Source organism: Ruminococcus bovis (assembly GCF_005601135.1).
GTDB lineage: Bacteria > Bacillota > Clostridia > Oscillospirales > Acutalibacteraceae > Ruminococcoides > Ruminococcoides bovis.
The window spans coordinates 347,895-373,335 of the sequence record NZ_CP039381.1 but is presented as its reverse complement, the minus strand read 5'-3'; the positions used below and the strand labels follow the sequence as shown (position 1 = coordinate 373,335).

The 25,441-nt window shown below is 30.3% G+C and carries 24 protein-coding genes and 1 pseudogene; 23 read left to right on the top strand and 2 right to left on the bottom strand.

Annotated features, from left to right (window positions below):
• The first annotated feature begins 442 nt into the window (after nucleotides 1-442).
• The 4 genes and pseudogenes from E5Z56_RS01785 (at nucleotide 443) to E5Z56_RS01770 (ending at nucleotide 4,930) form a co-directional block, all read left to right on the top strand.
• Complete coding sequence (locus tag E5Z56_RS01785; protein WP_232842469.1) at nucleotides 443-904, top strand: CtsR family transcriptional regulator; 462 nt, start codon at nucleotides 443-445, stop codon at nucleotides 902-904.
• A gap of 12 nt (nucleotides 905-916) precedes the next feature.
• A complete protein-coding gene (locus tag E5Z56_RS01780) occupies nucleotides 917-1,447 on the top strand; it encodes a UvrB/UvrC motif-containing protein (RefSeq protein ID WP_138156266.1) in 531 nt (176 codons plus the stop codon).
• Nucleotides 1,440-2,432 carry a protein arginine kinase gene (locus E5Z56_RS01775; protein WP_232842468.1) on the top strand — a complete coding sequence of 331 codons (993 nt, stop codon included), beginning with the start codon at nucleotides 1,440-1,442 and terminating at the stop codon, nucleotides 2,430-2,432. Before E5Z56_RS01780 ends, E5Z56_RS01775 begins: the two co-directional genes overlap by 8 nt.
• Before the next feature lie 40 nt (nucleotides 2,433-2,472).
• A pseudogene (locus E5Z56_RS01770) lies at nucleotides 2,473-4,930 on the top strand (ATP-dependent Clp protease ATP-binding subunit).
• 257 nt (nucleotides 4,931-5,187) lie between these two features.
• Here the strand turns inward: E5Z56_RS01770 and E5Z56_RS01765 are convergent.
• Both E5Z56_RS01765 and E5Z56_RS01760 read right to left on the bottom strand, forming a co-directional pair.
• Entirely contained in the window at nucleotides 5,188-6,246 is a 1,059-nt protein-coding gene (locus tag E5Z56_RS01765; RefSeq protein WP_138156264.1) for an acyltransferase family protein, read from the bottom strand.
• A 57-nt stretch (nucleotides 6,247-6,303) separates the two neighbouring features.
• On the bottom strand, nucleotides 6,304-7,254 hold the full coding sequence (locus E5Z56_RS01760) for a DUF6625 family protein (RefSeq protein WP_138156263.1): 951 nt from the start codon (nucleotides 7,252-7,254) through the stop codon (nucleotides 6,304-6,306).
• A gap of 376 nt (nucleotides 7,255-7,630) precedes the next feature.
• On the opposite strand from E5Z56_RS01760, the gene E5Z56_RS01755 reads away from it, so the two are divergent.
• Genes E5Z56_RS01755 through E5Z56_RS01665 form a run of 19 tightly spaced genes read left to right on the top strand, consistent with a single transcriptional unit; the run spans nucleotide 7,631 to nucleotide 25,302 of the window.
• Nucleotides 7,631-8,293 carry a sugar transferase gene (locus E5Z56_RS01755; RefSeq protein ID WP_138156262.1) on the top strand — a complete coding sequence of 221 codons (663 nt, stop codon included), beginning with the start codon at nucleotides 7,631-7,633 and terminating at the stop codon, nucleotides 8,291-8,293.
• On the top strand, nucleotides 8,290-9,381 hold the full coding sequence (locus E5Z56_RS01750) for a glycosyltransferase family 4 protein (RefSeq protein WP_138156261.1): 1,092 nt from the start codon (nucleotides 8,290-8,292) through the stop codon (nucleotides 9,379-9,381). The genes E5Z56_RS01755 and E5Z56_RS01750 overlap by 4 nt, the downstream gene beginning before the upstream one ends.
• Nucleotides 9,382-9,421: 40 nt before the next feature.
• Nucleotides 9,422-10,495 (top strand): glycosyltransferase family 1 protein, encoded by a 1,074-nt coding sequence (locus E5Z56_RS01745; RefSeq protein WP_232842467.1) that lies wholly within the window; start codon nucleotides 9,422-9,424, stop codon nucleotides 10,493-10,495.
• Nucleotides 10,476-11,405, top strand: a complete 930-nt coding sequence (locus tag E5Z56_RS01740; RefSeq protein WP_138156259.1) for a glycosyltransferase family 2 protein — start codon at nucleotides 10,476-10,478, stop codon at nucleotides 11,403-11,405. The genes E5Z56_RS01745 and E5Z56_RS01740 overlap by 20 nt, the downstream gene beginning before the upstream one ends.
• Entirely contained in the window at nucleotides 11,406-12,548 is a 1,143-nt protein-coding gene (locus E5Z56_RS01735; RefSeq protein WP_138156258.1) for an EpsG family protein, read from the top strand.
• Complete coding sequence (locus E5Z56_RS01730) at nucleotides 12,539-13,663, top strand: glycosyltransferase (RefSeq protein WP_175405337.1); 1,125 nt, start codon at nucleotides 12,539-12,541, stop codon at nucleotides 13,661-13,663. The genes E5Z56_RS01735 and E5Z56_RS01730 overlap by 10 nt, the downstream gene beginning before the upstream one ends.
• Nucleotides 13,664-13,670: 7 nt before the next feature.
• The gene (locus E5Z56_RS11995) at nucleotides 13,671-14,228 is read left to right on the top strand and encodes an acyltransferase (RefSeq protein WP_138156257.1); all 558 of its coding nucleotides are present in this window, start codon (nucleotides 13,671-13,673) and stop codon (nucleotides 14,226-14,228) included.
• A gap of 10 nt (nucleotides 14,229-14,238) precedes the next feature.
• Nucleotides 14,239-15,237, top strand: coding sequence for a glycosyltransferase family 2 protein (locus E5Z56_RS01720; RefSeq protein WP_138156256.1), 999 nt, complete (start codon nucleotides 14,239-14,241; stop codon nucleotides 15,235-15,237).
• Between the two features lies 1 nt (nucleotide 15,238).
• Nucleotides 15,239-16,210 carry a glycosyltransferase gene (locus E5Z56_RS01715; RefSeq protein WP_138156255.1) on the top strand — a complete coding sequence of 324 codons (972 nt, stop codon included), beginning with the start codon at nucleotides 15,239-15,241 and terminating at the stop codon, nucleotides 16,208-16,210.
• Between the two features lies 1 nt (nucleotide 16,211).
• Nucleotides 16,212-17,234 (top strand): glycosyltransferase, encoded by a 1,023-nt coding sequence (locus E5Z56_RS01710; protein ID WP_138156254.1) that lies wholly within the window; start codon nucleotides 16,212-16,214, stop codon nucleotides 17,232-17,234.
• Nucleotides 17,224-18,771, top strand: a complete 1,548-nt coding sequence (locus E5Z56_RS01705; RefSeq protein ID WP_138156253.1) for an oligosaccharide flippase family protein — start codon at nucleotides 17,224-17,226, stop codon at nucleotides 18,769-18,771. The genes E5Z56_RS01710 and E5Z56_RS01705 overlap by 11 nt, the downstream gene beginning before the upstream one ends.
• Nucleotides 18,772-18,773: 2 nt before the next feature.
• Nucleotides 18,774-19,574 (top strand): 6-hydroxymethylpterin diphosphokinase MptE-like protein, encoded by an 801-nt coding sequence (locus E5Z56_RS01700; RefSeq protein ID WP_175405336.1) that lies wholly within the window; start codon nucleotides 18,774-18,776, stop codon nucleotides 19,572-19,574.
• Nucleotides 19,571-20,233: an acylneuraminate cytidylyltransferase family protein gene (locus tag E5Z56_RS01695; protein ID WP_138156251.1), complete on the top strand. Its 663-nt coding sequence runs from the start codon at nucleotides 19,571-19,573 to the stop codon at nucleotides 20,231-20,233. The genes E5Z56_RS01700 and E5Z56_RS01695 overlap by 4 nt, the downstream gene beginning before the upstream one ends.
• Before the next feature lie 5 nt (nucleotides 20,234-20,238).
• A complete protein-coding gene (locus E5Z56_RS01690) occupies nucleotides 20,239-21,867 on the top strand; it encodes an aldolase catalytic domain-containing protein (protein WP_138156250.1) in 1,629 nt (542 codons plus the stop codon).
• 5 nt (nucleotides 21,868-21,872) lie between these two features.
• A complete protein-coding gene (locus tag E5Z56_RS01685) occupies nucleotides 21,873-22,373 on the top strand; it encodes a KdsC family phosphatase (protein WP_138156249.1) in 501 nt (166 codons plus the stop codon).
• Between the two features lie 6 nt (nucleotides 22,374-22,379).
• A complete protein-coding gene (locus E5Z56_RS01680) occupies nucleotides 22,380-22,661 on the top strand; it encodes a hypothetical protein (RefSeq protein WP_138156248.1) in 282 nt (93 codons plus the stop codon).
• A gap of 52 nt (nucleotides 22,662-22,713) precedes the next feature.
• A complete protein-coding gene (locus tag E5Z56_RS01675; protein ID WP_232842466.1) occupies nucleotides 22,714-23,721 on the top strand; it encodes a KpsF/GutQ family sugar-phosphate isomerase in 1,008 nt (335 codons plus the stop codon).
• A gap of 13 nt (nucleotides 23,722-23,734) precedes the next feature.
• Nucleotides 23,735-24,217, top strand: coding sequence for a KdsC family phosphatase (locus E5Z56_RS01670; protein WP_138156247.1), 483 nt, complete (start codon nucleotides 23,735-23,737; stop codon nucleotides 24,215-24,217).
• Between the two features lie 59 nt (nucleotides 24,218-24,276).
• On the top strand, nucleotides 24,277-25,302 hold the full coding sequence (locus E5Z56_RS01665; RefSeq protein WP_138156246.1) for an O-fucosyltransferase family protein: 1,026 nt from the start codon (nucleotides 24,277-24,279) through the stop codon (nucleotides 25,300-25,302).
• The last annotated feature ends 139 nt before the right edge of the window (nucleotides 25,303-25,441 follow it).

The window sequence follows — 25,441 nt, the reverse complement described above, 5'->3', positions numbered from 1 at the left end:
ACCAAAACAATCCTTCCACCACTTCGTGGTCCCCCTCCCTTTACACAAGGGAGGCTGGTTAGTCTCTGCAAACTCTAAATATTCACCATATAACGATGCAAATTCTAGCCCCATAAACCCTAATTTATCAATCTTACCTTTACGCACAAACAAAATTGAAAAACCCTAATTTATCAAACTAATCTTTACCCACAAACAGAATTGAAAAGGTCAAGAAAATAGGGGGAAAGTCAAAGTTTTTATTAAAGGTCAAAAAAAGTCTAAAATTTTTAAAAATTTAAGAAAATAAGAGTATTAGTGAGCTAATTTAAGATAAACGGCTTTAGTGGTTTTTATTTGACTTTCTTTGACTTTGACTTTATCTGACTTTAGCCCTATAATAAAGTCACAAAGTTAAGAGAGGTTAAGAAAAGAACCTCCAATTGATAGATAGTGAAAAGAGATGAGTAGTATGAAGATGAGTGACTTAGTAGCTCAAACGATTTTGGAAATGCTGGATGACCACAACGGTAACGCAGAAATCCAAAGAAACGAACTTGCTACCACACTTGGGTGTGTGCCAAGTCAGATAAATTATGTTATTACCAGCCGGTTTACACCGGAACAAGGATATATGGTTGAATCAAGGCGAGGAGGTGGCGGTTATATCCGAATTACAAGAGTTCACGCTGATAACGAAACACTTGTAATGCACCTTGTCAATTCTATCGGTGATAAAATTGATAAGGTAACTGCAGAGGTGATGATTAAAAATTTATACCGTCAGCAACTACTTGATAGAAAGTTAGCTAATGTAATGATGGTTGCATTGTCAGACAGAGCTTTGGCAACTGCTCCACAAAACATTAGAGATAGTTTAAGGGCATCAATATTTAAGAATATGTTGATTGCAACAATTAGCTAGGAGGAATGATTTATGAAATGTCAAAAATGTGGTAAGAATAATGCCAATACTCATATTAAAACAATAATTAACGGTGACTACAAAGAATATGATTTGTGTCCTGAATGTGCAAAGGAAATGGGCTATACAACAAACAGCTTTTTCTCTGACTTTGGTTCAGAATTTAACAGTTTGTTAGGTTCATTCTTCGGTAACACATTACCATCAATAAGTCAGTCAACACACTGCAAGACTTGTGGCAGTACCTATTATGATATTGCCGACAGTGGTATGGTAGGTTGTGCAGATTGTTATGATACTTTCTTTGATATGCTTTTACCATCAATCAGAAGAATTCATGGCAACACAACCCATTGTGGCAAGAAGTCAGTAGCCGGTATTGAATATACCGAAACTCCTGACAATGCAGAAGAAAAGTTACAACCAAAGGATAAGTTGTCCGACCTAAAGGCAAGACTTGATGAGGCAGTTAAAATTCAGAACTTTGAAGAGGCTGCTAAGTTAAGAGATGAAATCAAGGCAATGGAGGACAACAATGGATAATAATATTGTAATATCAACCAGAATAAGACTTGCAAGGAACTTGAAGGATTATCCTTTTCCTTGCAGGTTAAGTGACAAAGGCAAAGCTGAAGTTGATGAAAAGGTAAGAAAGGCACTTATTAACGGTAACTCAGCTATAGCAAAGGATTTTCAGTATATTGATTTTGATAATATGTCAGAAACAATGAAAGTTTCTTTAGTTGAGAAACACCTTGTAAGTCCTGAATTTATCAGCAATACTTCAGGCAGAGCAGTTTTGTTACTTAACAATGGTACAGTTTCCATTATGCTAAACGAAGAGGACCATATAAGACTACAGGTTATTGAAAATGGTTTTTGTCTTGATGAGGCTTATGACTTAGCTGACAAGCTAGATACATTGCTTGATGAGCAACTTAATTTTGCTTTTAATGAAAAGCTGGGTTACTTAACTCAGTGTCCTACCAACTTAGGTACAGGTATGAGAGCATCGGTAATGTTACATCTACCGGCACTGAAAAAGTCAGGTGCTATGAATATGTTAGCCAATAACCTTAATAAGTTAGGTCTTACAATTCGAGGTGCACATGGTGAGGGTTCTTCCTCTGAGGGTGCTATTTATCAGCTATCTAACCAAGTCAGCCTTGGTATTTCTGAGAAATCAGCAATAGAAAACCTAAAGAACATTACAAACCAACTTATTAGTCAAGAACTAAAGCAAAGAGAAACTTTGGTAAAGTCAATTGAAACCAAAGACAAGGTTATGCGTTCGCTTGGTATTCTAAAGACAGCATATATTATGAGCCACAAAGAGGCAGTAAACCTACTTTCAAATGTGCGATTTGGCATAAGTACCGGGTTGATTGACAATATTAACATTGAAACAATTAATGATTTATTAGTAGAAATACAACCTGCAACACTAATGACTATTTTAGGTGAACAAATCACAGTAAAAGATAGAGATATTAGCAGAGCAGAATACATTAGAAATAAGTTAAACTGATAAGGAATTTGCTTTCCTTATCGAAAGGAAGGTGTTATTTATGTATAACTTCAAAGGTTTCACACAAAAAGCTAATGATGCACTAAACGGTGCAATTAAGGTAGCATCTGAACTTGGCCACACTTATGTAGGCACAGAACATTTGCTACTTGCACTTACACAGGATAAAGAGGGCTTTGCATCAACTATCCTTTCTCAATCAGGTGTAAAAGAAACTGACCTTAGAAACGCAATTGAACATACAATCGGTGTAGGTTCAAAGAGTGTTCTTTCTATTGAAGACTTTACTCCAAGACTAAAGAGAGTTATGCAAAAGGCTGTATATATTGCTAACAGAATCGGCAACAACTTTGTTGGTACAGAACATTTACTTCTTGCAATTCTATCTGATAACGACAGTTACTCAGTAAGATTTTTAAGTCAGCTAGGTGCTAATACCGATAATATTGTAAGAGAAATCAGCAACTCACTAAACCTAGGCAATGGTGAAGATAACTTCCGATCTATGAATGGTATGGGTGCTGAGGGTCAAGGTGTAAACGGTGACGGTTCTACTAAGGCTCTTGATACTTATGGCAGAGATTTAACAGAGGCTGCAAGAAAGGGCGAGATTGACCCTGTAATCGGCAGAGCTGAAGAAATCCAAAGAGTAGTACAAATCCTTTGCCGTAGAACAAAGAACAACCCTGTTCTAATCGGTGAACCGGGTGTAGGTAAAACAGCAGTTGCCGAAGGACTTGCCCTAAAGATTGCCAACGGTGAAGTACCGGAAATTCTAAAGGATAAGAGAATTATTGCTCTAGACCTTAACTCAATGATTGCCGGTGCAAAGTACAGAGGTGACTTTGAAGAGAGAATTAAGGGTATTATTGAAGAAGTTAAGAGTGCTAACAATATTATCCTATTTATTGATGAACTTCACACAATTATCGGTGCAGGTTCAGCAGAAGGTTCAACAGATGCNTGCCAATATCCTAAAGCCTTCTCTGGCTAGAGGTGACTTTCAGGTACTGGGTGCTACAACTATCAATGAGTACAAGAAGTACATTGAAAAGGATGCAGCCCTTGAAAGAAGATTTCAGCCTGTTAAGGTTGGTGAACCAAGTGAAGATGAGGCTATACAAATCCTTAAAGGTTTAAGAGACAGATATGAGGCTCACCATAAGGTAAAGATTACCGATGAGGCTATTGAGGCAGCTGTAAAGCTATCTTCAAGATATATTGCAGACCGTTTCCTACCTGATAAGGCTATTGACCTTATTGATGAATCAGCTTCAAGAGTAAGACTTGAAGGTATGACAATGCCTACTGATGTTAAGTCTATTGAAGATAAGATTAAAGAACTTGAAAAGGAAAAGGAAGCAGCAGTTGCATCTCAAAACTTTGAAAAAGCTGCAAAGCTAAGAGATGAACAAAAGTCACTTGACGAAAAGCTAAATACTGAAAAAGAAAAGTGGCATAAGGATAATCAGCAAGGTGGAGAAGTTACTGCTGAAGATATTGCGAAGATTGTTTCTGACTGGACAGGTGTACCTGTTGTACAGTTAACTCAAGAAGAGTCTGAAAGACTACTAAAGATGGAAGAAATTCTACACAAGAGAGTTATCGGTCAGGATGAAGCAGTTTCAGCAATCAGCAGAGCAATCCGTCGTGGTAGAGTAGGTCTAAAAGACCCTAAGCGTCCGGTAGGTTCATTTATCTTCTTAGGTCCAACAGGTGTAGGTAAAACAGAACTTTGTAAGTCACTTGCAGAGGTTATGTTTGGTGACGAAAATGCTATGATTAGACTTGATATGTCTGAATATATGGAAAAGCACACAGTCAGCAAACTAATCGGTTCACCTCCAGGATATGTTGGTTACGATGAAGGTGGTTATCTAACAGATAAGGTTCGCCGTAAACCATATTCAGTTATCTTGTTTGATGAAATCGAAAAGGCTCACCCTGATGTATTTAACATCTTGCTACAAATTCTTGAAGATGGTCGTCTAACAGATAGCCAAGGCAGAACAGTTGACTTTAAGAACACTGTTATCATTATGACAAGTAATGTTGGTGCAAGAATTATCACAGATCATCAGAACAATTCCCTAGGCTTCTCATCAGAAAAAGAAAAAGAAAATTCTTTTGAAGAAATTAAGACTAAGGTTGTTGATGAACTAAAGAGTATGTTCAGACCGGAATTCCTAAACCGTGTTGATGACATTATTGTATTCAACAAGTTAAATGAAAAGGATATTGAACAAATTGCCGGTAAGATGCTTGATACTCTAAAGAAAAGACTACATGGTCTTGGTGTTGATATTACTTTCACAGATACAGCAGTTAAGGAAATTGCTAAGGAAGGTTACGACCCGGATTACGGTGCAAGACCTCTAAGAAGAGCAATCACAACTAAGATAGAAGATGCCCTTTCTGAACAAATGCTTGAAGGTAAAGTATCCAAGGATAACAAAATCACTTGTGACTTCAAGGATAATGCCTTTACTTTTGAGTAATTTTAATATAGTGCATAGCTAGTGGTAATTAGATTTTAATTTGCTATCCACCTAAATTGCCACTGGCGTCAGCACAGTAGAATTTACCATTATTCCCTAATCCTTAATATATACTAATAGCCCACTAGGTAACTAGTGGGCTATTTCTTGTGTAATAATACGATAACCTTTTAACATAAAAACCTCCTAATGTATGTTATACATTAAGAGGTTTTTGTTGTCCGTATATTAAGTAATCATATAATATAAGAGCTATTTTATTTGATATTAAAAATAAATTTAAGAAACCGATTATTAATTTTAGAGACGATAATATATACAACAAAGCATATTGCTAAGGTGATTAATAATTTTATAGCAAAATTACCGTTAACTCCTAGTGTTAAATCAAGGAAATAATAAATTATATAGGTGTGTAGAAAATAAATTGTAGAGCTTAACTCTCTGCATTTTAAGGATAACTGTTTACTCATTTTTAATTTTAAATTAATAGAAACTAAAAAGAAGAACACTGTTGTTATTGGAACAAAAAACAAATAAATGTTGCTATGTTCTAATATGTAAATGTTTGTCACCTGTTTTAAGTAATAAACTACTGCACAGATAATTAGGCTTACTGCCATTCCGATTTTATAAAACACTTTCTTATTGTAATTTTCAACTTGAGTATTATAAATAATATAGCCAATGCCCATATAAGGTATTGCTTTCATTATGAAATTATTACTCCAAGAAAATATAACATAAAAGCCTTTGTTAATATAATTATATACTGTACCTTCAAGTAATTCATAAAAGCAATCATAACCAACAAGTAACAGAAAACCTACTATAATTAATGCTATCAAGATTTTATTTAATCTAAATTTATTGATTAAGTATAATACTACTGCTGCTTCTGCCATTGCCAGAATATACCATGTTACACCATTACCACACAGAAAAATTGTTCTGCATAATAAAAATACATATTTAATTACTCCGGCATCGGGATATTTTTCCACATAAATCAATATATTTAAAGGTAAATTGATTATCTGCCAAAAAAGATAAAGCATTATCAATTTCTTTTCGTAGGATAGAAAATACTTTTGTTTGTCATTTGTTTTTTCTAAACCGTTTGCAAAAAAGAAACCGGAAACTATAAAGAAAAAAGGAACAGCAATAGTTGAGATACAACTAGTAATAGTGTTTAAAAGTAAATTTGTGCCGGTTTCGTTTATGTGTATCAAAACAACCAGTACTGCAGAAATAAGTTTACACAAATCCACTCCATTATAAATTCTATTTTTTACAACCAAATTATTATTTCCCATGTGTCACCCCAATATCAATAATGTATCTATCATTTTTAATAATCCAAAAATATCTGATTATTTAAATAACAGTTTAATTCTATGTGGCACAGTACCATCAAACAACTTTCTGAATTGCATCTTACGACTGGCCTTTTTGTACTCTTTATAATTATAATTAATAGGACTGTTTTCTATTATAAAATCAGCAGTGATTTCCTGATAATCAATAAATTTATTTGGAATTGCTATAAACCCATTTTCAATGTTTATAACACAATTTTCCATTCGTCTTTTTTGAAAATGAGCATAGTCGATTTCTTGATACTTAACTTTGTTATCAACAACAAATGCTATGTACAAAATACCGTCTTTCCATACAATTACTGATGGTGGATAATTATAGTTTTTAACGGCAAAACATTTAAATCTGAAAGATGATGAATCTATATCTGCCATATCTTGTGGATGTTTATAAAACCTGAAACCAAGTTCTTTATCACAAGCTACAATACCTGCTTCATCAAAATGACAAACTCTTCTTGTAGTAAAAGCCTCACGATAAGTGTCGAATTTTCCGATTCTATCGCTTTTGAACAAATTATTCATCTTTTCATTGTTGCGAATTATCTGCAGGTGACCTTGTTCATATATTTTATCATAACTATTCAGAATATATGGTGAAATAAAATGATTAAATTTTCCTAAAACAGTATCAATGTCGAAAAAGCCCCAAAACTCATAGTTAGTTAAGAGTTCACTGAATAAATTTGCTTGGACAAATCTAAAATCACATAATTTATATGGTCTTAATAGCTTTATTTTAAAGTCAAAAAATGACTGTATTTTTTCTCGCAATTCAGAAAATGTATAATTAATAATATGAACATTTTTTGGCTTATTAGGAATTTTTAAATCTGTTACAAAATAAAAATCATAATCAGAATTGTATTCTGCACCTTTTAACCATAAATCAAAGTAGTTTGGCCATTTTCCGTAATAGCAACAGATTAAAGCAACTTTATTCATAAAATAACTCCTATCAACAATTATTATACCATTATAATTTTAACACTTGAAAATAATAGGGTCAAGTAAATATATACTTTTTGTACTAATTTTCGAATGAATTATATTAAATTGTAAATCTAATGTGAATTTTAGCTATAAAAATAATGTATATTAACATAACAAACAGTAATATTTAGCTTATTCTAACAATTAATTTCAAAAACAATAAAATTAGTGTTTGAAAACAATAAAATTAGTGTTTGAAATTAAAGAATAATATACACATAAATCGTTATACTGTGTTGATATTAGAGGTATTGTGTGATATAATAACCTCATATTATTATGTGTTATTGTATGTTTTATTGAGATTTTAATGTTTGTGGGTGAATTTATGAAGGGTAGAGAAAATTCATTTTACAATAAGGTTGTAAAGCGTGTAATTGATATAATTTGTTCTTTTATGGCTATTGTATTTTTATCAATTATATACTTGCCAATTTGTGTTGTAATTAAGTGTACAAGTAAAGGACCGATTTTCTTTAAGCAAAAGAGAGTTGGTAAGGATAAAAAGTATTTTAATATTTTAAAATTCCGTACAATGAGGGTTGATACTCCTAAGGATTGTCCAACACACTTATTGAAAAATCCGGATCAATACATAACTAAGGTTGGTAAGTTCTTAAGAAAAACCAGCCTTGATGAACTTCCTCAAATCTTTAATATTTTTAAAGGAGATATGTCTGTTATCGGTCCAAGACCTGCTCTATGGAACCAAGATGACCTTATTGCTGTAAGAGATGAATATAATATTAATTCCCTAAAACCGGGACTTACAGGTTGGGCACAGATTAACGGTAGAGATGAATTGCCTATTCCTGTTAAGGTGCAGATGGATAAGGTTTACTATGACAAATTAAGCTTTTGGTTTGATGTTAAGTGTCTGTTTATGACAGTCGTCAGCGTATTTAAGCATGACGGTGTTGTAGAAGGTGGCACAGGTCAAATGACTCAAAATGAGATTGATGAAAAGGTAGAGGAAACAACAGCTGTATGAAAATTTTAATTCTTGCTAATCATTATTTAACATTGAGAGTTTTTCGTAGAGAACTAATACAGAAGTTGTCTGAGTCTCATGAGGTTGTTATTTCTTTACCGGAAGATAGTAAGGAATATATGGATGAATTGCGTTCTTTTGGTGCAAGACTTGTTTATGTAAAAAATATGGACAGAAGAGCAATCAATCCTATTGAAGACTTGAAACTTATTAGTGAATATAAAAAACTGCTAAAAGAAGAAAAACCCGATAAGGTTATTACATATACAATTAAGTGTAACATTTACGGTGCATGGGCTTGTAAATCTCAGAAAATTCCTTGTTATTGTAATGTAACCGGACTAGGTTCGGCATTTAATAACGGTGGATTACTAAGGTTTGTAACCTCAAAAATGTACAAGTATTCTATGAATAAAGCTGAGAAAGTGTTTTTTGAGAATAAAGGTAATGAACAAACTGTTCTTGATATGAAGTTGTTTAAACCTAGCCAAACCTATGTACTTAATGGTGCAGGTGTAAATCTTGAGAAATTTGCTTTTACACCTTATCCAGAGAATAATAGTAAAATAACTTTTTTATTCTTTGCCAGAATTATGAAAGAAAAAGGTGTAGATGAATTATTTTATGCCCTTGAGAAATTAAAAAAAGAATATAACAATCTTCAGTTTAATTTTATTGGAATTTATGAAGATGAATATGAAGAAAAGGTAAAAGAACTTGAGTCCAAGGGTTTTATAAAGTATTTTGGTTTTCAAAAGAATGTTGTGCCTTTTATCCAAGAGTCAAACTGTGTAGTGTTACCTAGTTATCACGAAGGTATGGCAAATACTTTGTTAGAAAGTGCATCAGTTGGTAGGCCTATTATCACAAGTGATATTCATGGTTGTAAAGAAGCAGTTGTGGATAAGAAAAGTGGTTATCTTGTAAAAGTACAGGATAAAGAAGATTTGTATATGAAAATGAAAGAATTCATAAATCTTCCTTATGAACAAAAAGTTGAAATGGGTATACTTGCCCGTAAGCATATGGAAGATAATTTTGATAAAAATGATGTTGTCAATGAGACAATAAGTGTTATTGGTTTGTAGGTGTGTTAGTATGGTGAGAGTTTTACATGTGGTTACATATATGGGTCGTGGTGGACTTGAAACTATGTTAATGAACTACTATAGAAATATTGATAGAAGTAAAGTTCAGTTTGATTTTTTATGTCATAGAGATTTTGAAGCAGATTATGATGATGAAATATTAGCTTTAGGTGGAAGAATATACAGACTTCCTAATCTAAACCCTTTTAGCAAAACATATCTTAATGCGTTAGATTCTTTTTTTTCAGAACATAAAGAATATAAAATTGTACATTCTCATATTGATTGTATGTCTGCTATTCCCTTAAAATATGCTAAAAAATATGGTGTACCTGTAACGATTGCTCATTCTCATAATAGTAACCAACCAAAAGATAAAAATTATCCACTTAAGTTAATATATAAAAGAAATATTCATAAATACGCAGATTATCTATTTGCTTGTTCTAAAAATTCCGGAATATGGATGTTTGGTAATAAGTTCACTGATGATATATATGTTATGAATAATGCTATAGATACAAAACAATATGTTTATAATGAACAAATAGCTAAGTCTGTAAGAGAAAAGTATAATTTAGGTAATAATTTTGTTGTTGGGCATGTAGGTAGATTCAATGCACAGAAAAATCACAATTATCTAATTGATATTTTTAATGAGTTATTAAAAATAGAGCCTTCAGCTAAACTAGTATTAGTTGGTGACGGTGATTTAAAGAAAAACATAAAGAAAAAAATTTATGATTTGAATATATCAGATTCAGTTGTTTTTACAGGTATTGTTCCTAATGTTAATGAAATTGCACAGTGCTTCGATGTTTTCTGTTTTCCTTCTTTGTTTGAAGGTTTGTCTGTAGCAATGGTGGAAATGCAGGCTACCGGTGTGAAATCTGTTATTTCTAATACTATCTCTAAAGAGTGTATTATCACTGATAATGTAGAAATGTTACCTATTGATGCGAACCCTAAGATTTGGGCAGATAAACTTATTACATTTAAGGGTACTTATAGTAAGAAAAATATGTTGGACAGTGTGGAAAAAGCAAATTTTGATATTGAAAAAAATGCTATGTGGCTTCAGGAGTTTTATTTGAATGAGTACAATAAACATTGATAAACCGTTAATTACGGTTTTTACACCTTTATATAATCGAATAGATACATTAAAAAGAACATATGAAAGTATGTGCAGACAAACAAGCAAAAATTTTGTTTGGATGATTATTGATGATGGTTCTACCGATAGTCCCTATAATACTATCAAAGAGTGGATAAAAAAAGATAATGGGTTTGAAATTCAGTATATTCATAAAGAAAATGGTGGAATGCATACAGCACATAATGTTGCATACGAAAATATAGAAACTGAACTTAATGTTTGTATTGATTCTGATGATTATATGCCTGATGATGCTATTGAATTAATAGAGAAATGTTGGAATGAAAATAGAAATAAAGGTTATGCCGGAATTATTGCGCTTGATTATGCTGATTCAACTAAGAATGTAATTGGTAAAAACTTACCTAATAAAGATAGTACAACCTTAATGGGATACTATAACAATGGTGGATTTGGCGATAAAAAGTTAATTTACAGAACTGATATAATTAAACAAACACCACCGTATCCTGTTTTTGATAATGAAAAGTATGTTGCATTGGCATATAAGTATCATTTAATAGATGAAAAATATGAAATGAAAATACTTAACAAATGTGTTTGTATTGTTGATTATCAAATGGATGGTTCAAGTACAAATATGTATAGACAATATATCAATAATCCAAAAGGTTTTGCTTTTTGGAGAAAAGAACAAATGAAACATAGTATTAATATAAAGCAAAAATTTAAGGCCTGTATTCATTATGTATCAAGTTCTTTAATTGCTAAAAATAAGAATTTCATTAAAGAATCACCAGAAAAATTTTTAACAGTGTTAAGTTTACCTTTTGGTTGGTGCTTAAAATGTATAGTAATTAAGAAATCAAAGAATTCCTATATGAAAGTAGAAGGAATTAAGTAAATGAGTGTTTTTGTTTTAACTACTTTACTTGTATATATGATTTTTGCTTTAGGAAAAAAGAAAATAGTAACTTCTGAAGGTACTATTGTAAGTACTGAATTGGATATAATTAGAGATACACAAACATTTTTCTTTGTTATCGGCATAGTGATTTTTGCGTATGTTACGGGACAAAGATTTGCATATGGCGATACGTATGCTTATATGGAATCGTTTAGTGAATCAACTGTAACAGTGTCTGAAGTGTTATCAAATTTTAAGCTTGGTGAAGAACAATTATTTCTTTTAATAAAAGCTTTTATAAAACAGTACATATCAACTGAACCAAGAGTATTTATTGAAATTGTATCATTTGTAACTATAGTTCCTATACTATATTTTTATTTTAATTATAGTGGTGATTTAAAATTTGCATTTTTGTTATTTGTATTGTCCGGTTGTTGGGAACATTCCATGAATGGTTTAAGACAATACTTGGCTTGCGCAATAATGCTTATGGCTCTCTCTTTGTTATATAAAAGGAAATGGTATTTATATATTCCTATAGTTATTCTTGCAGCCCAGATTCACACTTCGGCATATATCTTTATAGTTGTGTATTTTATAGCGAATAAACCTGCCTGGGGAAAATTTACAAAAATTATGTTGGTTATAGGTTTATTTCTTCTTGTTACATATCCGGTAACCGGTTCATTTATGAATAATCTTTTTGTTGAAAATACTGACTATGGTGAAAAGTATAATACATCGGAGTTTAATTACAGTATTAATATTATTAGGGTAGTAGTTATGTCCGTACCTATTGTGGTCTCGTTTATAAATAGAAAAAATATGATAGGTAAATACAAATATTATGATGTTGTATTTAATATGTCTTTGTTATGTGCAATGTGTACTTTGATAGGTATATTTTCAGCGGTATATGCAAGATTAAATCTGTATTTTGAATTGTTTAACGTAATACTTTTGGCATGGAATATTAATGATATGGTAAAACGGGAAAGGTATAAGTGGATAAAGTACGCTTGCATTGTTTGTTTTGTTGCGTATTTTATTTATCAAATGGTATTTACATATAACTTGAGTTGGTATGGACGATATTTATTTTTCTGTAATAACTGGGGCGATGCTTCATGGATATAAAAAAGATAAAAGTTTTATTTCTGATACCTAATTTAGCACATGGTGGTGCTGAAAAGGTACTTGTGAATTTAGCAAATAACTTAAATAAAAGCAAGTTCGATGTAACAGTTCAAACTTTATTTGATGTTGGTGTGAATAGGCAATATTTAAATAAAGATGTGCATTATATTGGTGGTTTTAAAAGAATGCCTAGAGGTAATTCTCATATAATGAAGTTGTTTTCACCACAAAAATTATATTCGTATTTAATAAAAGATAAATATGATATTATAGTTTCCTACCTAGAAGGCCCTACTGCAAGAATAGTAAGTGGTTGTAATGATAAAGATACTAAACTTGTTAGCTGGATTCATATTGAACAACATAACGAAAAAGTAGCTTCAGGTAGTTTTAAAAATTACAACGAGGCACTAAAATGCTATTCTAGATTTGACAAAACAATTTGTGTGTCAAAAACAGTTAAAGAAGATTTTCAAAGCATATTTGATTTACAGAATCCGGTTGAGGTTTTATACAACACAAATGAATCCGATTTAATTATCAAAAAAGCTAATGATAAAATCAGTGATGTAACTTTTGATAATGACGTATATAATCTTGTTTCTGTCGCAAAAATCGTACCATCTAAGGGTTATGATAGACTTATGAAAATACATAAAAAGCTACTAGATGACGGCATAAAGAATCACGTATATATTCTTGGTATTGGAGAAGAACAAGAAAAATATGAAAAATATTTAAAAGATAATCATTTGGAAGATACATTTATCTTCTTAGGTTTTAGAGATAATCCATACAAGTATGTGAAAAATGCCGATTTGTATGTGTGTTCATCCAGACGAGAGGGTTTCAGTACAGCAGTAACAGAGGCTTTGATTGTTGGAACTCCTGTTGTAAGTACAAATTGTAGTGGTGCATATGAGTTGCTAGGTGACAACAACGAATATGGTATTGTTACTGAAAATGATGAAGAGGCACTTTATGATGGTATTAAGAAAATTCTAACTGAAAAAGGCTTGTTAGAACATTACGCTAAACAAGCTAAAGTCAGAGGACAAAGATTTAGTACAGAAAAAACTGTAAAAGCAGTTGAAGATATGTTAGAAAGTTTGTGATTGCATTATGTCATTAAAAAGTTTTATTAGGGCAAAGGTTATGCGTCTTAGAAGTGAAATTTCAAATGAGGACTTAATAGCATTAGGATTAACTGTAGGCAAAAATTTTAGTCGTCAGGAAAAAACTTTGATTGATCAATCACACTGTTGGCTGATTACTATTGGTGATGATGTTACATTAGCACCTAGGGTCCATATTTTAGCACATGATGCTAGTACAAAAAAGGCATTGGGATATACTAGAATTGGCGTTGTTAATATAGGAAATAATGTTTTTATCGGAGCATCATCAACTATTTTACCAGGTATAAGTATTGGAAATAATGTTGTTATTGGTGCAAATTCTGTAGTTTCAAGAGATATTCCGGATAATTCTGTTGCTATTGGTAATCCGGCAAAAGTAATTTGTACTTATGATGAATTTGTAAATAGAAAACAGGAAGAATTAGAGAATAATCCTTGTTTTGATGAAAGTTATACTTTGAGAAATCCGAATATTTCTGAAGATATGAAAAAAGAAATGAAAGAAAAGTTAGATAAATCTAAAATCGGTTATGTGGTTTGAGTGAATTTATATGGAATCAAATTTAATTAGTATTATTGTTCCTGCTTATAATATTGCAAAATATTTACCAAGATGTTTAGATAGTATATTAAATCAAACATACAGTAATTTGGAAGTAATTGTTGTTAGTGACGGTTCGACTGATGGAACAAATGATGTTATAAAAGAATATGCTGAAAAAGATAGTAGAGTTGTTCCTGTTTTTAAGGAAAATTCAGGAGTATCTGATACAAGAAACAAAGGTCTTGATATAGCTAAAGGTGATTACATAGGTTTTGTTGACGGTGATGATTATATCGAACCTAATATGTATGAAATATTATTAAACAATGCTATTGAAAATGACGCTGATATTTCTCATTGTGGCTATCAAATGATTTTCCCTTCAAGAGTTGACTATTACTATAATACCGGAAAAAAAGTTATTCAAGATAATAAGAAGGGTATTAGAGATATAATTGTTGGTGATTATGTAGAACCTAGTCCTTGTATTAAGATTTATAAAAATAGCATTCTTACAGATATAAGAATGCCCCAAAATATAAAAATTAATGAAGATGTTTTATTTAATTTTTATGCTTTTACAAAGTCTAAAAAGTCTGTATATGAGGATTTGCCATTGTATCACTATATACTTAGAAAAGGTTCAGCAGCTACTTCGAAAGTAAATACAAACAAACTTTATGATCCAATTAAGGTGAGAAAAGAAATTTTTGAATTTTGTTTAAAAAATTATGATAAAGAAATACAGTCTTTAGCTTATACAAGTTATCTTAATGCAGTTATATCTTTGTATAGAACAATAAAAAACAATAAACTTAAAGATGAAAAAAACAATGCTAAAAAATATAAAAATGATATAAAACAGATTAAAGAGAGATTACCTTTATCAAAGAGAACTAAAATAGAGAAAATGTTGTTTTTACATTTTACACCTTTACATATGTTTGTATATAAGGTATATGACAAGTTTATTTCAAAGAATTCAAACAAATACGAGGTAAAGTAAAATGTCTTTAATCAGCGTTATAGTACCGATTTATAATGTAGAAGATTACCTTAATAGGTGTGTTGATAGCATTATAAATCAAACATATAAAAATTTAGAAATCATATTAGTTGATGACGGTTCACCGGATAATTGTCCTAAAATGTGTGATGATTATGCTAAAAAAGATAGCAGAATTAAGGTTGTACATAAAGAAAATGGTGGACTTTCTGATGCAAGAAATGTTGGTATGGAAGTTGCAACCGGTGAGTATGTTAGCTTTATTGATAGTGATGACTATATTTCATTAGATTTTTATGAAACACTTTTTCAAACTATGATTGATAATGACAGTGATATTGTTGAATGTAGTGTTGTGAAGTTCTATGAAGATAATAATTTTGACGAATATAGAGACGATTTAAAAGTAACTAATTATGAAACAGTGGATGCTTTAGATGGGTTAATTAGTGAAAATCCATTTAAACAACATGTGTGGAATAAGTTATATAAGTCTAGTGTTGCACTTGATATTCCATATGCAGTTGGTAAATTAAATGAAGATGAATTTTGGACTTATCAAGTGTTTGGCAAAGCTAAGAAAGTTACTAGAATAAATAAAACTATGTACTACTATTTTCAGAGAAATGGTAGTATAATGGGTAATGGGTATAATATAAGAAGACTTGACGCTTTAGAAGGAAAAATGAATAGACAGGCTTATATTGAAAAGAATTTCCCAACTTTAACTACTAAAGCAAAGGTGGATTTATACGGTTCATGTATGTTTGCTTATCAAAGTGTTCTAAAGTTTATGTCAGGTAATGATAAGAAAAAGGCTTGTAAAATTATTAGAGATTATAAGAACAGATGTAAACTTACTACTGATGAAATCAATAGTGTTACCGATAGTTCAAGAAAGTATTATAAATTAGCTAAGTTTAATTTTTATATATGTTGTAAAATTCGAAGTGTTTTAGGAATAGGTTTTTAGTATGCCTTTAGTTAGTGTTATAGTTCCGGTATATAAGGTGGAATATGTAGTCAAAAATTGCATAGAAAGCATATTAAATCAAACATTTACTGATTTTGAACTTATTTTAGTTGATGATGGTTCACCGGATAATTCCGGTAGGATATGTGATGAATATGCAAAAAAAGATGACAGAGTAATTGTAATACATAAAGAAAATGGTGGTGTATCATCAGCTAGAAATGTTGGTATTGATAGAGCAAAAGGAAAGTATATCTGCTTTGTTGATAGTGATGACTATGTAAGTAAAGATTATCTAAAGACTTTGATTGAGATAAAAGAAAAATATAATGATGTAGATAATATTTGGTGTTATTTTAAAACAGTAGATAAATACAGTGAGAAAATTGATTGTAAAGAAGTTTCATCTGAGACTAATCTTAAAAAATATACAGTTAAGGATATTATGATTTTGCATGAAAAGTGGTTAGATGCCGGTCCTGTATGTAAATTATATATTGCAGATATAATAAAAGGAAATAATTTAAAATTTGATGAAAGTTTATCATTGGGAGAAGACTTAATTTTTAATTTCCTCTATCTTGATTATACTAACAAAAATATCATGGTGATTAATAAAGAATTATATTTTTATTTACAGGATGATGAAAACTCTCTATCAAAAAAATATTATCAAGATATGTTTGAAATTTACAAAAAAATTAACTCTGTTATGTATCAATATTTGAATAAATGGAATTGTGATAAAAGTCAGTTTGGAAAATACTATAATTCCTGTTTCTTTAAATATGAAGTTGTATTGAAAAATACTTTTAGTAATCAAAACAATGTATCAAACAAAGAGAAGATTAAGATTAATAACAAAATATTAAAATCAAAAGAATTTACTATGGCAATCAATAATATGTCTTATAAACCTAATATTTTGTATAAATTAGCATACTTATCTAAAAATTATAGGATTGTTAAGATAATAGAATTTGTTTTTAGATTGTTAGGAAGGAATAGCGTTGATGAAGAATAGAAATATGAATCAGGTAAGACTGGGTGCAATTCTTTCTTATTTAAATATGGCAATAGGTTCGCTTATTCCTATGTTCTATACACCTATTATGTTACAATTAATGGGACAAAGTGAGTTTGGCTTATATAGATTATCAAGTAGTGTAACTAGCTACTTATCACTAATCTCATTTGGTATAGGTTCAGCTGTTGTAAGATATTTTACAAAGTATAGAGCTGAAGGTGATAAAGATGGCGAACAAAATATATTTGGTTTATTTAATATAGTGTTTGCTATAATATCTTTCTTAGCATTGTTAGTGGGAGTTATAATTTCTCTTAATCTAGGAATATTTTATTCAGATTCATTAGACTCAGATAATCAATTACAAAGAATGCAAATTCTTACAATTCTATTATCTGTAAATACAGCTGTTGGCTTTTTAGCATCGCCTTATAATGCTGTAGTAACTTCTCATGAACGATTTTTATTTGTTCAATGTGTAAATATAATAACAACAGTTGTTACACCGATAGCTAATCTAGTAGTTCTATTTATGGGATATAAGTCAATAGGTTTAGTTTGCTCAAGTTTGCTATTAACTATATTGGTGCAAATATGTTATATAATATACGTTAGAAAGAACTTACATTTAAAACCTAAATATAATAATATGCCTAAAAAATTAATCAAAGAAATATTACTATTTTCTTTTTGGGTGTTTTTGGCAAATGTCGTAAATCAACTTTATAATTCAACAGATACATTAATAATAGGATCTGTTCCAGCACTTGCTACAGTGGGGGTTGCTATTTATAACATAGGTGCTACTTTTAGCAGTATGATGACTAATATTTCTTTAGGAATGCTTAATGTTCTAACTCCTAAAGTAAATATGTTAGTGTTTAAAAATGCCTCAAACACAGAATTGACTGATTTAATGATTCGCGTGGGTAGGTTACAGTGTTATATTGTTACCTTAGTTTGTTCGGGATTTATTGCGTTTGGTATGCCTTTTATTTATATTTGGGCAGGTAAGGGATATGAAGATGCCTATTGGGTTGCACTTGTTACAATGATACCAGGTTGTGTTCCGTTAATACAGAACATTGCTATGAATGTTATTGTTGCTCAGAATAAACATAAATTTAGATCTCTTGTTTATTTAGCTATAGCAATTGTAAATGTAGTTGGCACAATATTATGTGTAGAACCATTTGGAATAGTTGGTGCAGCGGTAGTGTCAGGTATTTCTTTTGTTATCGGACAGTTTTTTGTTATGAACTGGTATTATTGGAAAAAAATAAAACTAGATATTCCAAGATTTTGGAAGAGTGTGTTGCCATTATTTATAGGACCTTTTATAATGTGTATAATAACATTGTTAATTTCAAAATTTATTGATTTTTATAATGTTAAGGTGTTGTTTATAGGGATTCTTGCATATGCTGTAATTTATGTATTATATAATTGGATTGTTATAATGAATCAGTATGAAAAAGATATTTTTGTTGTCCCTGTAAAAAAAATATTAAATAAATTTAGAAAGAAAGTATGATTATGAATCCATTAAAATCAATTGTTGCTAGATATCAAGGGTATATATTAACAAATATACAAAAAAGTAAGTATGGAAAAAAGCTAAGAGAAATTAAAAATTCTCACAAAGGAGAGAGATGTTTCGTAGTTGCTAATGGTCCTAGTTTAACTAGTGATGATCTAGAAAAAATATATCAAAATAATGAATATTCTTTTGGTATGAATAGAATTTATAAGATGTTTGATGAGACTAATTGGAGGCCATCCTTTTACGTTTGTGAGGATATCAATATTTTCAATGAAAGCATTGATGAGATAAATAATATTCCATCAAAATTGAAATTTATTCCTTTAAATTTACATTTTTACAATAATATAGACATTGATGGTGCATACTATTTCAAAGCAAACTATGATCGAAATAAGGATTATCCACACAGTTTTTCAACAGAGATCGATGTACAAATGGATTCTCGTGGTACAGTTACATTTACTTGTATTAATATTGCAGCTTATATGGGATTTAAGGATATTTATTTAGTTGGTGTTGATCATAATTATCACATTACTATTAATGAATCCGGTGAAACAATTGTAGATGATAACGCAAAAGATTATTTTTGTGATGACTACGATAATGATATTAAGGATATTGTTTCTCACGATATGGGACAAAACACTAGGGCATATAGAGATGCTAAAGCTGCTTGTGATAGTTTAGGAATAAATGTTTTTAATGCTACTCGTGGTGGAAAATTAGAAGTATTTGTTAGAAAAAATTTAGATGAAGTATTTAAAGAAATAGAGGATAGTAAAAAATGAAAACAGTAGCATTTATTCCGATAAAAATGAATAATGAGAGAACACCGGGTAAAAACACTAAGCGTTTTTATAATGGAAAGTGTATTCTTGAGATTATTCAGGAAACACTTATGGAAGTTAAAGGATTAGATGAAGTCTATGTATTTTGTAGCAATGATGCTATTAAAGAATATATAATTGACGGTGTTAAATTCTTAAAAAGACCTGAATTTTTAGATACAAAAACAGCTACTCCTAATGATATTATCAATGAATTTATGAAGTTGGTAGATGCTGATATATATATGGTTTCTCATGCAACTTCACCATTTGTTTCTGTAGAACATTTTGAAGAATGTATCAATGCAGTTGTGTCCGGTGAATATGACTCATCATTTACAGCAGAAAAAATTCAAAAGTTATTATGGACAAAGAATAATACACCATTTAACTTTGATCCGGAAAATGTACCTAGAACACAAGATCTTGAGCCTATATTTGATGAAGTATCTGCTGCATATGTGTTTGCTAAAGAAACATTTTTAAAGTATAATAGAAGAATAGGCATTAACCCACATCTTACTATTGTTTCAGGTGTGGAATGTGTGGATATAGATTATCCTGAAGATTTACAGATAGCTGAAGCTGTCTATAAAGAAATTATTAACAAGGAACAGTGATATAAATGAGTAATCATCATGCAAAATTATTGGATTGTACATTAAGAGATGGAGCATATTTAATAGACAAGAAATTTGGAAATGATACAATCAACGGTATGATTCATGGATTGTTAGAGGCAAAGATTGATATTATTGAAATGGGCTTTTTACAGAATGAAGGCTTTGGAGAAGGCAAAACTGTTTATTTAAATGGTGCGGATGCTGAGAAATTTGTACCGAAAGATAAGCAGGGTACTTTGTTTACTGTTTTGGCAGATTATAGTAGATATTCTGTAAGCAATCTGGACCAATATACCGGTAAGTCTTTTGATGCTGTTCGTGCATGTTTCTTCAAAAAAGAAAGAAAAGATGTAATTGATTTTTGCAAAACTATTAAGAAAAAAGGCTACAAAGTGTTTGTTCAGCCGGTTGATATTCTAGGTTATACAGATAAAGAAATAATTGACCTTATTGAAGACATCAATGAAGTTGAGCCTTATTGTTTTTCCATTGTAGATACATTTGGTTCAATGTATGTTGAAGATTTGCAAAGAGTGTTTAGTTTAATTGACCATAATCTTGTGGCATCTAGTAGAATTGGATTCCATTCTCATAACAATATGCAAATGTCAAATGCTTTATCACAGGAATTCTTGAGAATGAGTTACGGATTGAGAAAGGTTGTTGTTGATACCACTGTTTCCGGTATGGGCAGAGGTGCCGGTAATACACCTACTGAACTTGTCGCTGAATATATGGTTAAAAAATTAGGCTATTCCTATGATATTGATGCTTTGTTGGATATTATTGATAACTATATGGATAATATTAAGACAAAGTGTTCATGGGGTTATTCAACTTCATTTTTCATTGCCGGATGTTACAGTGCACATGTCAACAATATTGACTATTTAACTAAGAAAAGCAGTATTCGTTCAAAGGATATAAGATACATATTAAACAAAATCGGAGCTGTTCCAAGAAAGCGTTATCATTATGACTTACTTGAGCAAACATATATTGATTATCTTAACTCTGAAGTTGATGATGAAGATACCGTAAAATCTTTAAAGAAAGTTTTCTCAGGTAAAGATGTTGTGATTATAGCTCCCGGTAAATCTGTCGAAGATGAGAGAGAGCGTATTGAAAGTTATATTGATAAATTAAGTAATCCTTTGGTTGTATCTATCAATTTTATTCCTGAGGGTTTAAATGTTGATTATGTTTATTTCGGAAATGTTAGACGATATAGTTATTGGAAACAAAACGAAAAGTTCAATGAAACAAAAAAGATTGTTGTTTCTAATATTACCCAAAAAGTATCCGGTGATGATTATTTAGTTTCTTTTAACAGACTTAATAAGTGTGGTTGGGAATATATGGAGAACTCAACTATAATGCTTATTAGACTTTTGGACCAACTTAATGTTGCTTCAGTAGGAATTGCCGGTATGGATGGATACAGTACAAGTAATTCAAGTCAAGAAAATTATGCAAATGATAAGTTGGAATTATCTAATGTTAAAGAAAACCCTGAGCAATTAAACAAGGATATTTCCTCTATGTTGGAGGATTTCTTATATACAAAAGAAAGCAATATGAAAATTAGCTTTATTACAAAGTCAAAATTTTCATATGTGTTAGAGAAGTAGTTATTATGGATTATAGTAAAATTAAATTTCTTTTTCTTGATGTTGATGGAACATTAACTGACGGAAAGATTTATATGTCTGATTCCGGTGAATTATTTAAGGCTTTTGATGCTAAAGATGGATGTGGAATTAAGGATATTCTTCCTAAATTAGGTATAAAGCCTGTGATTATAACAGCCAGAAGTTCAAATATTTTGCTTAATAGATGTAAAGAATTAAGCATAGATATGATATTTCAAAACACCCGAGATAAAGTAGGCAAAATCAAGGAAATTATGGATAAGTATGGATATTCACTGAATTCAGAAGGTGTTTATGAAGAGGCTGCCTATATGGGTGATGATATTTTGGATATTCCACCTATGATGTTGTGTAAGGTTAGAGCTTGTCCTGCTAATGCAGTAAACAAGGTAAAAGAGTGTTGTAATTTTATTTCTACAAAAAATGGTGGAGATGGTGCAGTACGAGAATTAATTGAGGATATGTTAGGGTATGATTTTGGATAAGGTGTAATGAATAATAAATTAATAATTGATAATTTTCAAAATGATTTTACAAAAATACATACTAAAATGAATAAAGGTATAGCAATATTATTTATGGTATATTATCACTTGTTTGTATTACATAATAATTTAGATGTTACATATTTATCCTTGCCTGATTTAGTTGTTCCTAATATTCATTATTATTTAGCTAATTTTGGGAAAATATGTGTTTGTATATATTGTTTCCTAAGTGGTATAGGAGCATTTTATTCACAACAAAATGCTAAAAATTTTACCAATGTATAAAAAGGTTTTAACCCATTTAGGAAAGTTTTTCTTAAACTATTGGATAATAGCAATGGTAACAATACCATTTGCTATCCATACCGGATTAATAGATTTTAGTATCAAAAGCATATTCTATGCTATGTTAGGATCTGTAAATGAGATTGCTGCTATGGAGTTAGTTAAAAATTCTCTTGATAGTAGGTTTGAAGATATTGTTAAACTTATTTGTGAATGTAAGGGCAAAGTTGTGATAACCGGTATGGGTAAACCGGGACATATAGGAACAAAAATAGCTGCGACTATGGCTAGTTTGGGAACTCCATCGTTTTTCTTGCATCCTGCTGAGGCCCTTCATGGTGATTTAGGTATGATTGACAAAAAAGATGTAGTGATTGCAATATCTTTTTCTGGTGAAAGTGAAGAAGTTACAAGACTTATACCAAGTTTAAAGCTGATAGGTGCTACACTTGTTGGTATTTCAGGAAACCCAACAAGTACACTTATTAGTTGTAGTGATTATTCATTTGTTTTTCCTCCTTTTAAGGAAGCTTGTGCTATGAATTTAGCCCCAACTTCCAGCACAACTGTTGCACTTGCATTTGGTGATGCATTGGCCGTTTGTGCTTCAAAAATCTATGGTTTTAATGAGAAAAATTTTGCTCTATTTCATCCTGCTGGTGCTCTTGGAAAGAAGTTAATAACTAGAGTAAAAGATTTAATGAAAACAGATGAGGAAAATTCAGTAGTTTGTAGTGGTACACTACTAAAGGATGCCATTGTTGTTATGAGTAAGAAAGCATTGGGTGTTGTTAACATTGTTGATGATAAAAAACTTTTAGGTATATTTACTGATGGCGACTTGAGAAGAGCTTTATCAAAAGAAATTGATGTTTATAATATTGTTATTGATGAATTGATGGTTAAAACACCTACAACTGTTTCATCAAATATGATGGCAATCGAAGCATTAAAAATTATGATAGATAAAAGTATATCTGTATTACCTGTTGTAGATGATGATAATTTTGTTGGTACAATTACTATTAATCACATTACAGGTGCAGGCATTGTTCTTTAAGGAATAGAATTATATGAATGAAAAGTTAAATGATATAAAAATGATAGTTATGGATGTTGACGGTACCCTTACAGATGGTAAAATCTATCTTGGAAATAATGGAGAAGAATTTAAAGCCTTTGATGTTCATGATGGTTACATACTTGCTAAATGTCAAGAATATGGATATATAACAGCAATAATTACTGGCAAAAATTCAAAAATTGTAGAGAAAAGGGCTAGTGATTTAAGAATTAATGAGGTTTATCAAGGTGTAACTGATAAAATATCAGTTTTAAAAAGTCTTGCAGATAAATATAATTTATCAAATAGTAACATTGCATATATTGGTGATGATCTAAATGATATGGATTGTATAAACTATGTTGCTTTTTCCGGATGTCCGGCAGATTCTATTGATGAAGTTAAAAAATCTGTTAATTATGTTTGTAAACATAATGGAGGGAAAGGTGCAGTGAGGGAATTTGTTGATTATTTAATTTTCTATTTGATTTAGATATCTAATTTACAAATTTTATAAATAGATAAATACAGATAGGGTGTTTAATAAGAATTATGTTGAGTAGTTTAATTAAATGTGTTTTGGGAGCAATCCCTTATAACAGCTTTTTAAAGATTTATCCAAAGTTATGTAAAACTAAGTTAGTGGATTTTGTTAATGAAGTATATTCTGATAGATTTTTTAATAGTTCCGATTTGTTTTTAGATACTAAGAATTATTTAATAAATAAGAAATATTGTAATAAAGTATGTTTGATTAAAAGTGGCGTTTGGGAATATCAATTAGCTAATTTTTGCTTTCTTAAAGATATGCTGGAAATTTTTGTTTGGTGTGTAGAAAAAGGCTATATTCCTGTTGTGGATATTTATCCTAGAAACAGTGATTATTATAGTGACAATACTAGATTATGGGATATGTTTTTTAAGCAGCCAAAGGAGGATATGTTCAATACAATGAACATATCCAAAAAAGTTATATGTCCAATCAAAAAATCTCCTATTAGAGCAAAATTTAGTGATGTAAAAGATTCAAAGAAAATTGAGTTTTGGCATAGTATGTTGAATGAATTTGTTGTTTATGATGACAAGGTACAGGAGTATTTTGACAAGGAATATAACAATTTGATTCTTGATAAAAGTGTTGTGGCTTGTGTTTTGAGAAGTACAGATTACAAAAAAACAAAACCAAAAGGTCACCCTATTCAACCATCAATTGAAGAAGTCTTTGAAAAGATACACAATGTTATGGATGAATTTAATGTTGAATATATTTATATAGCAACAGAAGATAAGTTAATAGCAGATAGATTTCATGAAGAGTTTCCAAATAAAGTTATTGAGAATAAAAGACATTATTTTAATGAAAAGTTCGATGAAAACAATTTAGAAAGAGTATCCCAAGTACATTTTAATAGAGAAAATGACGATTACTTAAAAATGTTAGAATATATGTCATCTATAAATATAGTAAGTAAATGTGATTATCTTGTAACCGGATTAAGTGGTGGTAGCGAAATGGCTATTTATCGTAATGGTAATCGGTATAAATATAGTTACATATTTGATAAAGGTGTGTATTAATTTAGTGGTATTAAATGAAGAATAATTATAGATATTGAAAATAAGCTCAATGTTAGAAATAACATTGGGCTTTAGTTTTATATATTTGGAATTTAATTATTGATTTATTTGATTATTCATTTGCTCTAATGATATAGTA

What these genes read in the sequence shown, in the direction of transcription:
- E5Z56_RS01785 (WP_232842469.1), top strand. Translation starts at nt 443, where the DNA reads ATGAGTAGTATGAAGATGAGTGACTTAGTAGCTCAAACGATTTTGGAA.
- E5Z56_RS01780 (WP_138156266.1), top strand. Translation starts at nt 917, where the DNA reads ATGAAATGTCAAAAATGTGGTAAGAATAATGCCAATACTCATATTAAA.
- E5Z56_RS01775 (WP_232842468.1), top strand. Translation starts at nt 1,440, where the DNA reads ATGGATAATAATATTGTAATATCAACCAGAATAAGACTTGCAAGGAAC.
- E5Z56_RS01765 (WP_138156264.1), bottom strand. Translation starts at nt 6,246, where the DNA reads ATGGGAAATAATAATTTGGTTGTAAAAAATAGAATTTATAATGGAGTG.
- E5Z56_RS01760 (WP_138156263.1), bottom strand. Translation starts at nt 7,254, where the DNA reads ATGAATAAAGTTGCTTTAATCTGTTGCTATTACGGAAAATGGCCAAAC.
- E5Z56_RS01755 (WP_138156262.1), top strand. Translation starts at nt 7,631, where the DNA reads ATGAAGGGTAGAGAAAATTCATTTTACAATAAGGTTGTAAAGCGTGTA.
- E5Z56_RS01750 (WP_138156261.1), top strand. Translation starts at nt 8,290, where the DNA reads ATGAAAATTTTAATTCTTGCTAATCATTATTTAACATTGAGAGTTTTT.
- E5Z56_RS01745 (WP_232842467.1), top strand. Translation starts at nt 9,422, where the DNA reads ATGGGTCGTGGTGGACTTGAAACTATGTTAATGAACTACTATAGAAAT.
- E5Z56_RS01740 (WP_138156259.1), top strand. Translation starts at nt 10,476, where the DNA reads ATGAGTACAATAAACATTGATAAACCGTTAATTACGGTTTTTACACCT.
- E5Z56_RS01735 (WP_138156258.1), top strand. Translation starts at nt 11,406, where the DNA reads ATGAGTGTTTTTGTTTTAACTACTTTACTTGTATATATGATTTTTGCT.
- E5Z56_RS01730 (WP_175405337.1), top strand. Translation starts at nt 12,539, where the DNA reads ATGGATATAAAAAAGATAAAAGTTTTATTTCTGATACCTAATTTAGCA.
- E5Z56_RS11995 (WP_138156257.1), top strand. Translation starts at nt 13,671, where the DNA reads ATGTCATTAAAAAGTTTTATTAGGGCAAAGGTTATGCGTCTTAGAAGT.
- E5Z56_RS01720 (WP_138156256.1), top strand. Translation starts at nt 14,239, where the DNA reads ATGGAATCAAATTTAATTAGTATTATTGTTCCTGCTTATAATATTGCA.
- E5Z56_RS01715 (WP_138156255.1), top strand. Translation starts at nt 15,239, where the DNA reads ATGTCTTTAATCAGCGTTATAGTACCGATTTATAATGTAGAAGATTAC.
- E5Z56_RS01710 (WP_138156254.1), top strand. Translation starts at nt 16,212, where the DNA reads ATGCCTTTAGTTAGTGTTATAGTTCCGGTATATAAGGTGGAATATGTA.
- E5Z56_RS01705 (WP_138156253.1), top strand. Translation starts at nt 17,224, where the DNA reads ATGAAGAATAGAAATATGAATCAGGTAAGACTGGGTGCAATTCTTTCT.
- E5Z56_RS01700 (WP_175405336.1), top strand. Translation starts at nt 18,774, where the DNA reads ATGAATCCATTAAAATCAATTGTTGCTAGATATCAAGGGTATATATTA.
- E5Z56_RS01695 (WP_138156251.1), top strand. Translation starts at nt 19,571, where the DNA reads ATGAAAACAGTAGCATTTATTCCGATAAAAATGAATAATGAGAGAACA.
- E5Z56_RS01690 (WP_138156250.1), top strand. Translation starts at nt 20,239, where the DNA reads ATGAGTAATCATCATGCAAAATTATTGGATTGTACATTAAGAGATGGA.
- E5Z56_RS01685 (WP_138156249.1), top strand. Translation starts at nt 21,873, where the DNA reads ATGGATTATAGTAAAATTAAATTTCTTTTTCTTGATGTTGATGGAACA.
- E5Z56_RS01680 (WP_138156248.1), top strand. Translation starts at nt 22,380, where the DNA reads ATGAATAATAAATTAATAATTGATAATTTTCAAAATGATTTTACAAAA.
- E5Z56_RS01675 (WP_232842466.1), top strand. Translation starts at nt 22,714, where the DNA reads ATGGTAACAATACCATTTGCTATCCATACCGGATTAATAGATTTTAGT.
- E5Z56_RS01670 (WP_138156247.1), top strand. Translation starts at nt 23,735, where the DNA reads ATGAATGAAAAGTTAAATGATATAAAAATGATAGTTATGGATGTTGAC.
- E5Z56_RS01665 (WP_138156246.1), top strand. Translation starts at nt 24,277, where the DNA reads ATGTTGAGTAGTTTAATTAAATGTGTTTTGGGAGCAATCCCTTATAAC.